This window comes from Caballeronia fortuita (assembly GCF_001544835.2).
GTDB classification, from domain to species: domain Bacteria; phylum Pseudomonadota; class Gammaproteobacteria; order Burkholderiales; family Burkholderiaceae; genus Caballeronia; species Caballeronia fortuita.
This window is the reverse complement of sequence record NZ_FCNX02000019.1, coordinates 90,561-106,058: the sequence shown is the minus strand read 5'-3', so window position 1 is coordinate 106,058 and position 15,498 is coordinate 90,561. Positions and strand designations below refer to the sequence as shown.

At 63.3% G+C, this 15,498-nt stretch carries 18 protein-coding genes; 6 read left to right on the top strand and 12 right to left on the bottom strand.

Annotated elements, in window-relative coordinates:
* The 9 genes from AWB77_RS29410 to AWB77_RS29370 form a co-directional block, all read right to left on the bottom strand.
* Positions 1 to 876, bottom strand: coding sequence for a D-psicose 3-epimerase (locus AWB77_RS29410; RefSeq protein WP_061137998.1), 876 nt, complete (start codon positions 874 to 876; stop codon positions 1 to 3).
* Positions 877 to 958: 82 nt separating this feature from the next.
* Entirely contained in the window at positions 959 to 2,500 is a 1,542-nt protein-coding gene (locus tag AWB77_RS29405; protein ID WP_061137997.1) for a sugar ABC transporter ATP-binding protein, read from the bottom strand.
* A 60-nt stretch (positions 2,501 to 2,560) separates the two neighbouring features.
* Positions 2,561 to 3,508 carry a sugar-binding protein gene (locus AWB77_RS29400; RefSeq protein ID WP_082852776.1) on the bottom strand — a complete coding sequence of 316 codons (948 nt, stop codon included), beginning with the start codon at positions 3,506 to 3,508 and terminating at the stop codon, positions 2,561 to 2,563.
* Between the two features lie 34 nt (positions 3,509 to 3,542).
* The gene (locus AWB77_RS29395; protein ID WP_061137995.1) at positions 3,543 to 4,547 is read right to left on the bottom strand and encodes an ABC transporter permease; all 1,005 of its coding nucleotides are present in this window, start codon (positions 4,545 to 4,547) and stop codon (positions 3,543 to 3,545) included.
* A 142-nt stretch (positions 4,548 to 4,689) separates the two neighbouring features.
* Positions 4,690 to 5,973, bottom strand: coding sequence for a D-tagatose-bisphosphate aldolase, class II, non-catalytic subunit (locus AWB77_RS29390; protein WP_061137994.1), 1,284 nt, complete (start codon positions 5,971 to 5,973; stop codon positions 4,690 to 4,692).
* A complete protein-coding gene (locus tag AWB77_RS29385; RefSeq protein WP_061137993.1) occupies positions 5,966 to 6,952 on the bottom strand; it encodes a tagatose kinase in 987 nt (328 codons plus the stop codon). Before AWB77_RS29385 ends, AWB77_RS29390 begins: the two co-directional genes overlap by 8 nt.
* 59 nt (positions 6,953 to 7,011) lie before the next feature.
* On the bottom strand, positions 7,012 to 7,821 hold the full coding sequence (locus AWB77_RS29380) for a DeoR/GlpR family DNA-binding transcription regulator (RefSeq protein WP_061137992.1): 810 nt from the start codon (positions 7,819 to 7,821) through the stop codon (positions 7,012 to 7,014).
* Between the two features lie 100 nt (positions 7,822 to 7,921).
* Entirely contained in the window at positions 7,922 to 8,191 is a 270-nt protein-coding gene (locus AWB77_RS29375) for a DUF3253 domain-containing protein (protein WP_061137991.1), read from the bottom strand.
* On the bottom strand, positions 8,188 to 8,430 hold the full coding sequence (locus AWB77_RS29370) for a hypothetical protein (protein WP_157694941.1): 243 nt from the start codon (positions 8,428 to 8,430) through the stop codon (positions 8,188 to 8,190). Before AWB77_RS29370 ends, AWB77_RS29375 begins: the two co-directional genes overlap by 4 nt.
* A gap of 177 nt (positions 8,431 to 8,607) precedes the next feature.
* Here AWB77_RS29370 and AWB77_RS29365 point away from each other — a divergent pair, with 177 nt between their 5' ends.
* Together AWB77_RS29365 and AWB77_RS29360 are read left to right on the top strand one after the other, a co-directional pair.
* A complete protein-coding gene (locus AWB77_RS29365; RefSeq protein ID WP_061138021.1) occupies positions 8,608 to 9,024 on the top strand; it encodes a ribbon-helix-helix domain-containing protein in 417 nt (138 codons plus the stop codon).
* Positions 9,025 to 9,055: 31 nt separating this feature from the next.
* Positions 9,056 to 10,177, top strand: coding sequence for an extracellular catalytic domain type 1 short-chain-length polyhydroxyalkanoate depolymerase (locus AWB77_RS29360; RefSeq protein WP_061137989.1), 1,122 nt, complete (start codon positions 9,056 to 9,058; stop codon positions 10,175 to 10,177).
* On the opposite strand, the gene AWB77_RS29355 is transcribed toward AWB77_RS29360, so the two are convergent.
* Positions 10,172 to 11,026, bottom strand: a complete 855-nt coding sequence (locus AWB77_RS29355) for a LysR substrate-binding domain-containing protein (protein ID WP_341845013.1) — start codon at positions 11,024 to 11,026, stop codon at positions 10,172 to 10,174. The genes AWB77_RS29360 and AWB77_RS29355 overlap by 6 nt on opposite strands.
* Positions 11,027 to 11,100: 74 nt before the next feature.
* On the opposite strand from AWB77_RS29355, the gene AWB77_RS29350 reads away from it, so the two are divergent.
* On the top strand, positions 11,101 to 12,042 hold the full coding sequence (locus AWB77_RS29350; protein ID WP_082852775.1) for a DMT family transporter: 942 nt from the start codon (positions 11,101 to 11,103) through the stop codon (positions 12,040 to 12,042).
* Between the two features lie 46 nt (positions 12,043 to 12,088).
* Positions 12,089 to 12,751, top strand: a complete 663-nt coding sequence (locus AWB77_RS29345) for an HAD family hydrolase (protein WP_061137987.1) — start codon at positions 12,089 to 12,091, stop codon at positions 12,749 to 12,751.
* A gap of 48 nt (positions 12,752 to 12,799) precedes the next feature.
* Here AWB77_RS29345 and AWB77_RS29340 read toward each other — a convergent pair whose 3' ends face one another.
* Positions 12,800 to 12,991, bottom strand: a complete 192-nt coding sequence (locus tag AWB77_RS29340; RefSeq protein ID WP_061137986.1) for a hypothetical protein — start codon at positions 12,989 to 12,991, stop codon at positions 12,800 to 12,802.
* 219 nt (positions 12,992 to 13,210) lie between these two features.
* Between AWB77_RS29340 and AWB77_RS29335 the strand changes: the two genes are divergently transcribed.
* Positions 13,211 to 13,594, top strand: coding sequence for a DUF3331 domain-containing protein (locus AWB77_RS29335; RefSeq protein ID WP_061137985.1), 384 nt, complete (start codon positions 13,211 to 13,213; stop codon positions 13,592 to 13,594).
* Between the two features lie 21 nt (positions 13,595 to 13,615).
* Here AWB77_RS29335 and AWB77_RS29330 read toward each other — a convergent pair whose 3' ends face one another.
* Positions 13,616 to 13,933: a hypothetical protein gene (locus AWB77_RS29330; RefSeq protein WP_061138019.1), complete on the bottom strand. Its 318-nt coding sequence runs from the start codon at positions 13,931 to 13,933 to the stop codon at positions 13,616 to 13,618.
* 112 nt (positions 13,934 to 14,045) lie between these two features.
* Between AWB77_RS29330 and AWB77_RS29325 the strand changes: the two genes are divergently transcribed.
* Complete coding sequence (locus tag AWB77_RS29325) at positions 14,046 to 15,392, top strand: Gfo/Idh/MocA family protein (RefSeq protein WP_082852774.1); 1,347 nt, start codon at positions 14,046 to 14,048, stop codon at positions 15,390 to 15,392.
* The last annotated feature ends 106 nt before the right edge of the window (positions 15,393 to 15,498 follow it).

Below are 15,498 nucleotides of genomic sequence, written 5' to 3'. Positions count from 1 at the left end.
CTACGAAGAGAGCTTGCCGCGCACGAACTGCAAGGACCGGCGCGCGCGCTCGTCCATCTGCTCGTCGGTCGCACCGTTCGACATGTCGCGCCACACGCCCACGGCGCGGCTGACCGGGCCGCCCTTGCGCATGAACGGTTCCATGACGATGGTGCCGTCGTAGTCGATTTCCTTCAGCGCGCCGAAGATCTCATCCCACGGCAAGCGGCCTTCGCCGGGCGGCAGGCGGTTCGCTTCGCCCAGATGGAAGTGCCCGAGCTTGCCCTTGCACGCGAGAATCGCATCACGAAACGAACTCTCTTCGATGTTCATGTGGAACGTGTCGAGCTGCACCTTGCACGCGGGGCTGCCGACCGCATCTGCGAAAGCGATCGCTTCTTTCGCGTCGTTGCAAAGCCACTGCTCGAAGCGATTCACCACTTCCAGCGCGTAGATGATGCCGTAGCCTTCGGCGACATCGATGACGCGGCGCACGCTGTCGATCGCGCGATCGACATACGGGCGCTTGTCCTTCATGTCGAGCGGCGGCGACTGCGGCCATGCGCAGAACGTGAGGCCGGCGAAGACGGGCGCGTTCAGCATGTGGCAATCGTCGAGCAGACGCTTCACGTATTCCGTGCCCGCGTCGCGCACGCTCTGCTCCGGCGACGCGAAGTCGTATTCCGGCTTCAATCCGATGCAGCACATCACCGTGAGTCCGAGATCGTCGGCGACGGTCTTCAGCTCGCGCTTCTTCGCATCGGGAAGGTTATGAAACTCGCCCAGCGAAATCTCCATCATGTCGAAACCGAGGCCCGCGATGCGTCTCGCCGTTGCGGGAAAGTCGACCATCCATTCGGTCGACCAGTAGGTATAGAACATGCCGACTTTGTTCATGCTCGATGCTCCTTGAAATTTCGTTTATTCGGATTCCGAATCTATGTGACCTGAACCGCCGACACAGCCGCGAACGTGCGACTCAGGAGACGAAGCCGGTCGGCTTGACCTCGGGATGCGCGGGATCGGCATGTTCGAGCGCAGCCAGCGACATGATGCGTTCTTCGGACGCATCGTCGAAGCTGACTTCGCCGACCAGTTGACCCGCCCGCATCACCAGAATGCGATCGGAGATGGTCAGTATCTCGGGCAGGTCGCTGGAGATCACGAGAATCGCGAGCCCTTCGTGCGCGAGTTCGCGCATCAGCGCATAGATCTCGGCCTTCGTCGTGACGTCGACGCCGCGAGTGGGTTCATCGACGATCAGCACGCGCGGGTTCGACGCCAGCCATTTCGCCAGCACGACCTTCTGCTGATTGCCGCCGCTCAGGAGCTTGACGAGCTGTTCGACCGTCGGCGTCTTGATCTTGAACCGGCCGACATAGTTGTCGACCATGCGCGCTTCCTGCGCGGGCCGCACGATGGTCCCCTTCGACAGCCGCCCGAGCCCCAACGCCGCGAGTGAAAGATTGCTTCCAACAGACATGCCGAGCACGAGCCCTTGATCCTTGCGATCCTCCGGCGCAAGCGCGATGCCGAGCTTCATCGCATCGCGCGGCCGGGATATCTTCACCGGCTTGCCTTCGATGGAGACAGTGCCGTGCTTCGGCGGCGGCGCGCCGAAGATGCCCATCGCCACTTCGGAACGGCCCGCGCCGATCAGACCCGCGAGACCGACGATCTCGCCCCGGCGCAGCGAGAACGAAACATCGCGATAACGCTCGTCATCGCCGAGACCCTGCACCGAAAGCACGACCGGCTTGCCGTCGTTGTCGGGCCGCACGCGCTTCACTTCCGCGAGGTCGCGGCCGACCATGAGGCGGACCACTTCATCCGGCGATGTATCCGCGAGCCGCGCGGTGCGCACGTGCTTGCCGTCGCGCAGCACGGTGACGGCGTCGCAGTTGTCGAAGACTTCGCGCATGCGATGCGAAATATAGAGAATCGTCACGCCGCGATCGCGCAACTCGTGCACGACCTTGAAGAGCGTCAGGGAATCGGCTTCGGACAGACTCGATGTCGGCTCGTCCAGTATCAGAAGACGCGGCTCGTGAATGAGCGCCTTGCAGATTTCGATGAGCTGCTGCTGCGCGATGGTCAGATCGCCGAGACGCGTATCGGGATCGAGCGCGATGCCAAGACGGCGCATCGCGGCGCTCGCCTTGTCGAGCAGCGTGCCGCGATCGACGAGGACGCGCGCCATGCGCGGCTCCGCGCCGAGAAAGATGTTCTCGGCGATCGTCATGTTCGGCGCGAGCATCAGCTCCTGAAACACGATGGAGATGCCCTTCTTCGCCGCGTCGCGCGTGCCGGAGAACGCCACTTCCTGTCCGTCGAAGATGAGCCGGCCCGACGTGGGCGCATGCGCGCCCGCGATGACCTGCATCAGCGTGGACTTGCCCGCGCCGTTCTCGCCCATGATCGCGTGCACGGTGCCCGCCTCGACGCTGAACGAGACCTCTTGCAGCGCCTTGACGCCCGGATACGTCTTCGTGATCTGCTCAACGCTCAAAAGAACGGTCATGACGATGCTCTTCGCAAGGAAAGCGCGGGACCGGGCGCGCCCGGATCCCGCACGATTCGATTACTTGCCGCCGACGAACTTGTCGACGTTCGACGAATTCACGATGTCCACGCCCGTGTCCGTGACCGGCGGAATCTTCCCGCCCTTCGACAGTTCATCGAGCTGCTTGACCGACTCAATGCCCATCGCAAGCGGCCGCTGGCCGATCAGCGTCGTCGCATAGCCTTCCTTCAGCAGCTTGATCTGCGAGGGCAGCGTATCGAACGAAACGATCACGAACTTGCCGGACTTGATGTCGGCGGCCTTGTTCTTGACCGCGCGGATATACGCTTCGGGCGCGAACATCGGCCAGCCGCCCGCGAAGAAAATGCCGTCGAGATTCGGGTTCTTCGCGAGAATGTCCTGGATCAGCTGCACGCCCGTGCTCGAATCGTCGTTGCAGGCGAAGGGCGATCCCGAGACTTCCTTGAAGTTGCCGTTGAGCTTGGACTTGAAGCCCTTGATCCGTTCGTTCAGGTTCGCCGCCGACAAACCGCCGGTCAGGATCGCATACGTGCCGCCCTTCGGCAGCGCCTTCGCGAAGGCTTCGCCCGCCGCTTCGCCGCCCGCTTCGTTGTTCGTGCCGATGAACGCGGCGCGCTTGGACTTCGGCGCATCGGAATCGAACGTGACGATCGGAATGTTCTTCGCGACCGCCGCGCTGATCACGTTGCCGATGGAGTCCGCATTGTTCGGCGCGATCGCGATGCCGGCGACCTTCTTCGTAATCAGATCGCGCACGATGCGGCCCTGCTCGGCGTCATCGAGTTGCGCGGGGCCCGTGAAGAGGCATTCCGCGCCGAGTTTCGCGGCCTCCTCCTTGCAGCCTTTCTCCGCATCGGCGTAGAACGCGACGCCGAGCGCCTTCGGCACGACGGCGAACACTTTCTTGTCGGCGGCGTGCGCCTGCGTGATGCCGAGCCCGAGCAGAACGGTCGCGGCTACTGCACTGATCATGGTGCGTGTCATGGTCTTCTCCAGGGATTGTTATGGCTACAACTGCTCATCGACGTCGCCAGACGCCTTTTCTGAGTTGATCGATAAAGACGGCAAGCACGATGACAGATCCGACGAACACCCCTTGCCAATAAGCGTCCGTTCCAAGCAACACGAGACCATTGCGCAGCACTTCCAGAATCACGGTCCCGACGAACACGCCGATCACCGTGCCCTCGCCGCCGGACAGCGCGGTGCCGCCGATGACCGCCGCCGCGATCACGCTGAGTTCCTTGCCCAGGCCCTGATTGGAAATCGCGGAAGACAGATAACTCACTTCGATGATGCCCGCGACACCCGCCAGCACGGACGACATGATGTAGACGCTCATCTTCAGCCGGTCGACGTTCAGGCCCGTCAACGTCGCCGCGCGCTCGTTGCCGCCGACCGCGTACAACTGGCGGCCATACACCGTGCGCTTGAGCACGATCGCCGCGATGATCGCGAGCACGACGAAGATGACGAACGGAACCGGCAGGTCGAAAATGTCGCCGCCGCCGAGCGCGAAGAAGGCGTCGCCGTCGGGACGGAATCCGTCGATGGCCTTGCCGCGCGTGATGATGAGCGCGAGCGCGCGCGCGATGCTCATCGTCGCGAGCGTCGGCACAAAGGGCAGCATGCGCAGCTTCGTCACGCAGAAGCCGTTGAAGAATCCCACGGCCGCGCAAATGAGCAGCGTGAGCGCACATGCGGGCACGACGCCGATGCCCGACTGCATCATCGCGGCGGACGCCACCGCGGCAAGACCCCAGACGCTGCCGACCGAAAGATCGATGCCGCCGGTAATCATCACCGCCGCCTGCCCGAGCACCACGATGCCGATGAACGACAGATTGCGCGCGTCGTTGAGCAGATTGCCCTTGCTCGCGAAGTCCGGCGCGAAGATCGACAGCAGCACGACCATGATGACGAGCGCGCCGATGATACCGGTCTCACGTGAATGCATGAGTTGCGTCGCGAACCCCTTGCGAGGCTTCGGCTGTTTATCGTTGACCACGGTCGCCTTGCTCATGTGTCGCCTCCGGTAAGCCCCCGCGCGCGATCGGGCGGGCAAGCCTCTTTTGCCGTGAAAATTCTAGTTTCGAGTCGAAAGTCCAACAAAGCGGGTTTTCCCTGCACAGCGCGCCAAAAGCCGCACATCGGGCGCCCGGCGTTTACCTTCCGCATGCAGCCGCATACATGCCGATGACCTCCCTGACCTTGCTGAAGATCAGGCTCATCGGCGAGCCGTCGATCGATCCGCGCCGCAATTGCCAGTACTGGTACGGAAGATATCGGCTGATGAGGTTTTCGCTGATGACAACGCGCTCCAGATTGGCGACGAGCTTGCGCGTGGCGTCGCCGACTTCGGCATCGGCCCAGTAATAGCGGATCCGGTCGCTATAGCTGAAGATGCGCAGCAGCCTCTTCTCGTCCTCGCTGCCGTGGTAGTACTTCTCCCACTTATCGGGTTTTTCGAGCATCACACGTTCGACGACGGCGCGCAGACCGGAGCGCGCATCCGGTGCGATCAGCGCGTCTTCGATATCCGCGAGTGCATAAAGCGCTTCCCGCAACGCGAACGTCGCGCCCGGTCCGACCTTCAGAATCGCGAAGCCGTCGCGAACCAGCGCCGCGAGCGCCTCCGGTTTCTGATAGTCCGTCGAATGCGCTTCGAAGACGATGCCCGGCAAGCCGTCGAGCACCTTCGACAGTTCGCCCGCCGAAGACGCGTCATAGTCGACGACCTTCGTGTGGTCGAATTCGACGCCCGGCTGCACCACCAGCCCGACGACGCGCTCCCACGCCGCGTCCAGTCCATGCGCGTGCCACGCCGCGCGATGCACCGCGACGGTTTCGCGCGCCGCGCGCGGCTTCGTCACTTCGACGCCGGCAAGCGCCTCCGACGCGCCGCCCGGCACCGGCACTTCCGTCCCGACGATATAGACCGGCTTCTCACGCAGTCCCGCGCGTCCGGCCGCTTTCTCCGCGACCGCGCACAGGCGCGCCGCGCGTTCGGCGACGACTTCGTCGGAGAGGCGCGGCGGGTCGCCGGCGCATGGCATGCTCGTGTCGAGATGGAGCTTTCTGAATCCCGCTGCGGCGTAGGCGTCGATCAGCGCGTCGGCGCGTTGCATCGCTTCGTCGGCTGGAAGATCGCGCCACGCGTTCGGCCCGAGATGGTCGCCGCCGAGAATCAGGCTCTGTGCTGGAAAACCGGCTTTCTCCGCGATGCCCCGCACGAATCGCACGAAGACGGCGGGCGTCATGCCGGTGTAGCCGCCGTACTGGTCAACCTGATTCGAGGTCGATTCGATCAGCAACGGCGTGCCGTCATCGCGCGCCTGCATCAGGCTCGCTTCGATGACCCACGGATGTGCGGAGCACACCGAATAGATGCCCTTCAGCCTCGACGCCAGCCGCGCGTCGCCAGTGAGCCGCGTGACGATGTCAGCCATGGCTCACCTCGCCATTCTCCCGAATGAACGCGTCGAGTTCGGCGAGCGTGGCCGTTCCTTCCATCGGCCCGCGATGCGTGACGGCGCGCGCCCCCGCGGCCACGGCGTACTGCAACGCACGATCGACGGACATGCCCTGCTGGCGACAGGCAATATAGGTGCCGCCGAAGCAATCGCCGGCGCCCGTCGGATCGACTTCGGACACGGGCAGCGCAGGCAGATGACGCACGTCGTTGCCGTCGTAATAGCTGCAACCGTCCTTGCCGCGTTTCACGACGACCTCGCGCACGCCTCGGGCCAGCAGTTCCTCGATCGCGGCCTGCTCGTTGCTTGCGCTCGCGAGCAGCATGACTTCGTGTCCGCTCGGCAGAAACACATCGGTGTAGTCGAGGATGAAATCGAGCGCCTCGCGCATCTCCGGAATGCGCAACATCTCCTTGCGGATGTTCGGGTCGAAGCTGACCGTGCCGCCGTTCGCCTTCACGGTTTCAATCACTTTCTTCATCGCCTCGATGATGCGAAACGAAAAGAGCGACGAGCCCATCACATGGAAGTGGCCGCAGTTCTTCAGCAACGGCTCGCGTATCTCGCTCACCGACAGATGTCCCGATGCGCTGTTGGCGATGTTGTAGATGAAATCCCTGTCGCCGTCCTTGCGATACGTGACGAACGCGCTGCCGGTGGTGGCGGCCTTGACGACGGAGATGCCCGACACGTCGACGCCGTCATCGCGCAGGCGTTCGACGTTGAGCGCGCCGAAGTCGTCGTCGCCGACGCATCCGATGATCGCGCAAGGGCTGCCGCATTTCGCGACCTGATCGATGAAAATAGCCGGAGCACCGCTCGCGTATGGCCCGATCAACGTGCCCGGCCGCCGGAACGACTGCCCGATTTCGGTCGCGAGTATCTCGACGAGAATTTCGCCCATCGTCAGGATGCAGCCGGGACGATCGACCGGTTTCGCTTCGGTTTTGGCCATGACAGTGTTCATCAGGATAACGATGTAAATGAGCTGAGACGCCGGACGCCGCGCGCGCGTCAGGTTGCGCGAAACTCCAGAATGCCGGTGTCCCGCCTGTGCAGCCTGAGTCCGTTGCGCATCACGGTTTCCATCGTCGGCGGATCGATGCCATCGTCGATGAAAAGCGTGTCGATATCTTTCGCGCTCGCGAACACTTCGCCGCTGCGTTCGTCGAGCACCGGCTGAAAAGCAAGAACCATCGTTCGCTTCGCCGCGCGCCGCGCCGCCTGCGCCACGCGCGCGAGAGCCGAATCCATCGCGAGCAGGTTGCCTTCGCGATCCACGCCGCACGCCTGCAAGACGCACAGATCGATCGAGCGACGCGCGACGGCGGCTTCGGCATCGGGTCCGGTCATGATGGTCGAGCCATGTTCCAGTTGACCGCCCGTCAGCAGCACTTCGCAATGCAGGAAGCGTTGAATCGTCGCGGCTACGGCCACGTCCTGAACCAGCAAGGAAAGATTCGCCCGATCCGCGAGGAACGGGATCATCTTGTGCGCGATCTCTCCCGCGCCAAGCATCACGGCTTCGCTGTCTCCGATGCGCTCGGCCGCGAAACGCGCGAGCACCATCTCCGAGGCCTTGCGCGTGGCGCCATCGGATGCGGGCACGAGAATGTCGTCGCCGGGTTTCTGCGCGAGATAACGGGCCTTGCCGAAGGAGCGCAACAGATAACGCTGCTGTTCCAGATACGTCAGATCGCTGCGGATGGTCACGCTCGAAACATCGAACGCCTGACTGAGTTCATCGACGGAAACTTCGCCGCGCTTGCGAACGAGTTCGACGATCTGAAGGCGCCGCTTCAATGAACTCTTGTTGGTGAGCATTCGGCCCGTTTCCGCAGAAACTTTCGTTACGGAAGAGTCTAGTTTCGATTCGAAAGACGGTCAAAGCGATTCTGCTCGGGGTTTTCCCTCTCGGCTTTCATCACTCGAATTTCGGTCCGCGGATCAGGCGGATGGGACCGCGGCCGATCGCGTCCGGGTTCAATGCGACGCCGCCCTGCGTAATCGACACGGCGCCGTCGCGCGCAAGCCGAGCCGCCACTTCTCTCACGAGAGGCATCAGCGCGCGCCATGTGGATTCGTCGGAAGCGAGGTCGCGCGCGACTTCCGACGGACATATCGACGATTCAGGCGCGCGCCGCTTGAGCAATGTCAGCATGCTGCGTTCGACTTCGCTATCCGGTGTGTTCATTGGCTTTGTTTGCGGCGGGGAACGCATTTCGCGTCCCATTCGCTGTAGAGCTTCGAATTCGAGAGCGCGATCAGGCTTTGCTGAAGGCAATACAGCACGAACGTCGATTCCTTCGGATCCTGTCCCCGTTCGAGCTGCCGCGCGAGACGCTCGCACTGTCGCTCGATCATGCGATGACAATCCTCGATCTGGATCTCGATGGCGATCGACTGCAAACGCTCATTGCTCGCCGTATCCACGGTGTCCTCCGTTGCGCGGGCGCGATGTCGCGATTTGATTCGTCGATGCTGCGTCATGTATCGAGCACTGTGCTACGTGTTTGCGATTCCTGCAACTTCGACTTTTTGCGTTGACGCTCTCTTGAAATCGGGCTATAACCATCCATATGGATGGTGAACAGATGGCTAAAGGAAGATATGACGAAAGAATCGATGGAGAAGCCACGCGGCGGCGAGACCGAGAAAATCACGATCAACCTCGGCCCGGTCGATCTCGGCCAGATCGATCTGCTCGTCGAGGAAGGCTTTTACTCGAACCGCACGGACCTCATCCGCACGGCGATCCGCAATCAGTTGTCGATACACGCGCCGGTCGTGAAGGAAACCGTGACGCGGCGTCAGCTCGTGCTCGGCCTCCAGTATTTTTCGAAGCAGGATCTCGAAGCGACGCGTGCGGCGAATCAGCGGCTCAAGATTCAGGTGCTGGGACTGGCCAGCATCGCCTCTGACGTATCGCCCGAACTCGCGCTGGCGACGATCGACTCGATCCTCGTGCGCGGCGCGCTTCATGCATCAGCGGCAGTGAAGGCCGCGCTCGCGGATCGCATCCGCTAGCAACCCAACCCTATACCCGATAACGGACAACATGAAACTCAACGAAGGTTTTCTCGATTCGATGAAAGAAGCGTTCGCGCTCTTTCGCAACCACGACTCCGCCGCGGCGACGGAGATCGTGAAACGCGCCATGCGTGGCGAACAGGCGAACGCAGCGCCCGCGCGGCATGAAAACATCGATCAGGCACGCACCCATTTCACCGATGTGTTCCGCTTCCGGCGCGACGTCAATCACGCCAATCACGCCAATCACGCCAATCACGCACATCATGCGCACGCCGACGCCGATGTGCAGGATCGCGGACACTTCAGCACGCGCCGCTTCGCGAATGCCGCCGGGCAGCGCAGCTACAAGCTCTACGTGCCGAGCGCATACGGCAACGAGCCGGTACCGCTCATCGTCATGCTGCACGGCTGCACGCAGGACGCCGATGACTTCGCCGCAGGCACGCGGATGAACGCGCTCGCCGAAACGCACGGCTTCATGGTCGCGTACCCGATACAGCCGCAGGCCGCGAACACGTCGAAATGCTGGAACTGGTTCAAGCCGACCGATCAGCAACGCGATCACGGCGAGCCGTCGCTGATCGCGGGCATCACGCGCGAAATCATGGCGCAGCACAATGTCGATCCGAAGCGCGTGTATGTCGCGGGACTATCGGCGGGCGGCGCGATGGCGGCGATCATGGCACAGCGTTATCCCGATCTCTATGCTGCGGCGGGGGTCCACTCGGGCCTGCCTGCTGGATGCGCACGCGACCTGCCGTCCGCGCTCGCGGCGATGCGCGGCGGCAAGAACGCGAAAGCCGCCGTGTCCGAGCCGCGCTGCCCGCTGATCGTGTTCCACGGCGATGCCGACGCGACCGTGCATCACGGCAACGCGATCGAACTCATGCGCGGATTTACGATCGATGCCACCGCGCGCGAAGAGGTTTCATCGGCCGATCGCGGAGCACGCCGGCATACGGTGCGACGCATGAAATCCGCGCAAGGCGTACCCGCCGAATGGTGGACGATCCACGGCGCGCCGCATGCATGGTCGGGCGGTTCGCCCAACGGCAGTTATACGGATTCCACCGGACCCGATGCCAGCGCCGAGATGGTGCGCTTCTTTCTCGCGCATCCTCTTCAGGCATTCAAGGCCGCTTCATAACCTGAAGTGCTGCTTGACGGTGGTGACGAGCAAGTCGATCGCTTCGCTCGCGCGCCCCGCGCGATCGCGCATCAAGACGACTTCGTGGTCGCCGATGCGCGGCAGCATATCGAGCACCTTCATGTCTTCACTGACTCGCGCGCGATCGAGCAGCGTGACCGCCAGCCCCGATTCGACACAGCTCTTGATGACCTGACTCGACGCGCTATCGAGAACGACGCGCCATCGGCGGCCGGCGCGCTCCAGCGCGTTCATCATCGCCACGCGATACGGACACGGCTCGCCGTACAACGCAAGCGGCAGCGGACGGCTGTCGTCCCACACGTAGCCCGAACCGCCGACCCAGACCGGCGTGGTCATCGTCAATACGTCCGCCGGTCGCGTCGCCCTGGCGGGCTGCACCAGCAACGCGAGATCGAGCTTGCCGCGCGTCACCCAGTCGCGCAGCTTGAGGCTCGGCGCGGTCCTGACTTCCATCACCACGTTGGGCCAGTTGGACGTGAATGACGGAAGAATGTCACGGATCACATGCGCGGCATATTCGTCCGGCACGCCCAGCACGATGCGCCCGCCGAGCGTCTTCCCCTGTATTTCCTGCAGCACGCGATCGTGCGCGTTGAGCAGCTCGTTCGTGCTGGCGAGCAAGCGCTTGCCGAGCGCGGTCAGCGTAACGGACTGGTTGTCGCGATCGAGCAGCCTGCCTCCGGCAATGGCTTCGAGCCGCTGGATATGCGTGCTGATCGCCGCGGGGCTCTTGCTCACGAACTCGGCCGCCGAGCGGAACTTGCCGAGGCGCGCGACGGCATGAAAGGTGCGCAAGAGATCGATGTCGAGAACTGATTCCATCATGGTTCAACCGAATTGAACGACCTCATCATTATATTTTGATTTTCCGATCGTCATTCGACGGTTAGGCTGGATGCATGAAAAAAGTCTTGCGGTCCTGTCCCGCCCCGCTCGCATCCACTGCCGTTCCTTTGCGTCTGCGCCTGCCCTTGCCCGCGCTCGAGGCGCTGATGGTCGTCGCATGGAGCTCGGGCTTCGTCGGCATTCGCTTTTCGACAAACTACGCGCCGGTTCTGCTCGTCGTGTTCTGGCGCTTCGCCGCGATCACCGTCTGCCTGCTGCCCTTCGTCGCGCGCGAAATCGCAGGCGCATCGCGCGCGGCGCTGATGCGTCAGGCCCTGATCGGCCTGTTCGGTCTCGCCGGCTACATCGCAGGCGTGGCGAAGGGCATCGAACTCGGCGTATCGACGGGTCTTACCGCGCTGATCGCGAACCTGTTGCCGGTGGGAACCGTCGTGCTTTCGCGAGTCGTGTTTGGCGAGCGCAGCGGGTGGCGCACGTGGGCCGGCATGGCGCTCGGACTGGCCGGCGTCGCCATCGTGTGCCGCGATGCGTTGACGCCCGGTTCCGCGCCTTCATGGGCGTATGCGCTGCCGGTCGCGGGCATGATGTCGCTCGCGGTCGCGACCGTCTCGCAGCAACGAAGCGCTTCGCGCCGCGACTCGCTCGGCCTTGCGGCCACGCTGTGGATTCATTGCGCCGTGTCGCTGCTCGCGTTCGGCTGTCTGCAAGGCGCGAAAGGCAGTTTGTTGCCCGTGCCGAGCGCCGGTTTCGTGTTTGGCGTCGCGTGGACGGCGGTCCTGTCGACGCTCGGCGGCTACGGGCTCTACTGGCTGTGCCTGCGGCGTTCGTCGCCGGCGCGCGTATCGAGCGTGCTCTTCCTGAGTCCTTCGGTGACGCTCGTGTGGGCATGGGCGATGTTCGGCGAAGCGCTGTCGTGGCCGATGCTCGCCGGAACCATCGTGTCGGGCGCGGGCATCGTGATGATGGCGAGGCAGACGGCAAGCGCGCAGGGCTGACGCTCGCATAGAATGGATGCAACTCAAACGGTGTCATGGAGGCGTCATGCCGCAAGCTGCAATCTTCGATATCGACGGAACGCTCATCGACTCCGTCGATCTTCACGCGTGGGCATGGCAGGAGGCGTTCGCGCACTTCGGTCACGATGTATCGTTCGAACAGGTGCGCGGTCAGATTGGTAAAGGCGGCGACAATCTGCTGCCAGTCTTCCTCTCGAAAGACGAACTCGACGATCACGGCAAGGCGCTCGAATCATGGCGCGGCGCGCATTTCAAGGCCAACTATCTGCCGATGATCCGCCCCTTCGCCGCGGTGCCCGAGTTGCTCGGCAAACTGCGCGGTGCCGGATTGAAGATCGCGATTGCGTCGTCGGCGAAGAAGGATGAACTCGGCGTGTATCTCGACATTGCGGGCGTCGCGAATCTCGTCGATGTGAGCGTATCTTCCGAAGACGCCGACGAATCGAAGCCCGCGCCGGACGTCTTCGAAGTCGCTCTCGGCAAGCTCGGCGTCGCCGCGCAAGAAGCCATCGCGATCGGCGACGCGCCTTACGACGCGCAAGCGGCCGGGAAAACAGGCGTGCGAACCATCGGCCTCTTGTCCGGCGCTTTCCCGGAGCAGTCCTTGAAAGATGCGGGCTGCATTGCTATTTTTACCGGCCCCGCGGGCTTGCTCGCCAATCTGCATCGCTCGCCGTTCGCGATCTGAAGCGCGTTCGTGACACGCGACGGCGCGTCTTCGCTATCGCGCGACGCTTCATTGACTCGCGGGTGCCGGACTCGACGCCGGGCCGCCGCCGGCCGCGGCCGGGCTCGATGCGCCTCCGCCCGGACTGCCATGACCGCCGAGGCTGGAAGTCGCGTTGTCGCCGCTCTTCGAACAGCCGCCCAGCGCGGCAGCGGCGATCAGCAACGCGGCCGTGATGGCGCGCTGTCGTCTCATGTTCATGATCCTTCTCCTCGATGATCGCTGTGGTGACAGAGCATTGGCAGCAAGGCATGTTCCGAACGATGCGCTACTCGACGTCGGATGGGGACGGCTTACGTACGCCGCTCGCGGCCCGCATGGCGTGCGTTGCGGCATGTCGCATGCGTTCGTCGGGAGAGAGCCGCATCGAGCCGCATCGCATGAGCGACCGGCGCCCATCCGACGAACCAGAGGAATGCCATGCCGACCATCGACGATAGTCAAACGCAGTTGCCCGCGCGCGTAACCTGGTTCGACTGCCTGTTGCCGTCGTCCATTGCGATGCGATGCTTCGACGCAGCGCGCGCGGAATCTGTGAAGCTCGCGCACGTTTGGATCACGCTGCGCGACCGGCCGACGGAACGTACCGCGATCGTTTCGTGGTCCGACTCGCAATCGGGTTGTCTCGGCGAACAGATATGGTCGCTCGGCCGGGCGCGCGCGGAAGACTTCTGCGCGATCAGCGGCGAACGCATCCGGCGTGGCGACCTCGTCTTTCGTCCGCGCAAAACGACGCCGCCGGCGATCAACGAACACTCGGTAATCGCGGCGCATCACGTGTTCGAAGTGTCCGTGTCGATGTAAGCGGAAATACCGTAAGGAAAGTCAGCCGGATGTCGCGCTATTGCGCTTCGATGCGGACGATGATTGCGCTTCGACATCCGATGCGATCTGCTTGCGCAGCGCCAGCGACGACTCCAGCACCGGGCTGCTGCACGCGATGAACTGCCGCGCCCAGGCGACCGTCGCCTTTTCCACCGCCGCTTTCGTCGGTCCGAGAATGTGCGCGGGATATCGCACCTTCCACACTCTGCCGTGTCCGCGATAGTCGGCGCGTCGCGAGAAGATCGCATCGGCGGTCCATCCATCTCCGGCAATCGATTCGGCGGCGATCTCCACGAAGTACTCGTCCACTGAATACATTGCTCGTCTCCAGTCAGATGACAAGGTTTTGTCGAGCATAAAACAGGCCGCCTCGATGTTGGCATGTCCGATGCTGTCAGCCAGGCGCACCTGACCATTCATCGAGCCCTCCATGCGCTTCCGACACGATCCCACCCATTGCGATTCGCCGACACTCGCCGCAACCACCGCAACCACCGATGAAGGCGCAGCCCCGGCTGAAAACGGACGCCGCTCGTTCTTGCGGCGCGGCGGCGCCGGCATCGCCGCCGCGCTCGCCGCCGGCACGGCCGTGCCGGCGCTCGCAGCCGGGCCTTCGAACGCGAGTTCCAATCAGGTCCGGCTTCCGTTGATTCAGGATCCGGACACGGAGCAGAAGGAAGAGACGCCGGACGCCAATCTTCCGCCCGACGATCGCATCGGTTACGCGATCGTCGGACTCGGCAGGTTGTCGTTGAACCAGATTCTTCCGGCGCTCGCGCAGTGCAAGTATTCGAAAGTCACGGCGCTGGTATCGGGCGATCGCGCGAAGGCGTTGCGCGTCGCGCGTCAATGCGGCGTGCCCGAAGCGGACGTGCACGACTATCAGAGCTTCGAGCGCCTCGCGGACAATCCGCGCGTGCAGGTCGTGTACATCGTGCTGCCCAACGGTATGCACAAGGAATACACGTTGCGCGCGGCGAAGATCGGCAAGCATGTGCTGTGCGAGAAGCCGATGGCCAACAGCGCCGCCGACTGCCAGGCGATGATCGATGCGATGAAGCGCGCCAATCGCAAGCTCATGATCGCGTATCGCAGTCAGTACGAGCCGATGGATCGCATGATCGCGAAGATGGTGAAGGACAAGAAGCTCGGCGCGTTGCGCGAGTTCATCGCAGGGAATTCGCAGAACGTCGGCGATCCGTCGCAATGGCGGCTGAAGAAGTCGCTCGCGGGCGGCGGCGCGATGCCCGACATCGGACTGTATTGCCTCAATGCCGCGCGTTTTTTGTCAGGCGAAGAACCGCGGGAAGTCGTCGCGACCGTGCATCGGCCCGAAGGCGATCCGCGCTTCGTCGAAGTCGAGGAATCGGTGCAGTTCATTCTGCGCTTTCCGAGCGGACTCACGGCGACGTGCATGTCGAGCTATGCGAGCCACGAGTCGCGCTTCTTCCGGCTGCAGGGCGCGCAGGGCTGGGTCGAGATGGACCCGGCGTTCGGCTACAACGGCCTGCGCATGCGACATGGCATGCTGGTGGACGGCAAGAGCGCGACGACCGAAGTGCAGATCGATCCGCAGAATCAGTTCGCGCGCGAGATCGACCACATGTCGACATGCGTGAGCGACGACATCGTGCCGCATACGCCAGGCGAAGAAGGCCTGCAGGATCAGCGCATCATCGAGGCGATCTACGAATCGGCGCGCACGGGACGCGCCGTCAAGCTGGCACAGCCGGGCGCGCCGACGCGCGGTGCCGATCCGCAGGAAGAGACCTTCTGATCCAGCTTGAGCCACGTCGTCTTCATTTCGCGATCTCGATCGTGCGCGTAGGCCGACTTGGCGCGGCCGCCGCAAAGCCCCGCGCGCGACTTCGCGATATGGCCGA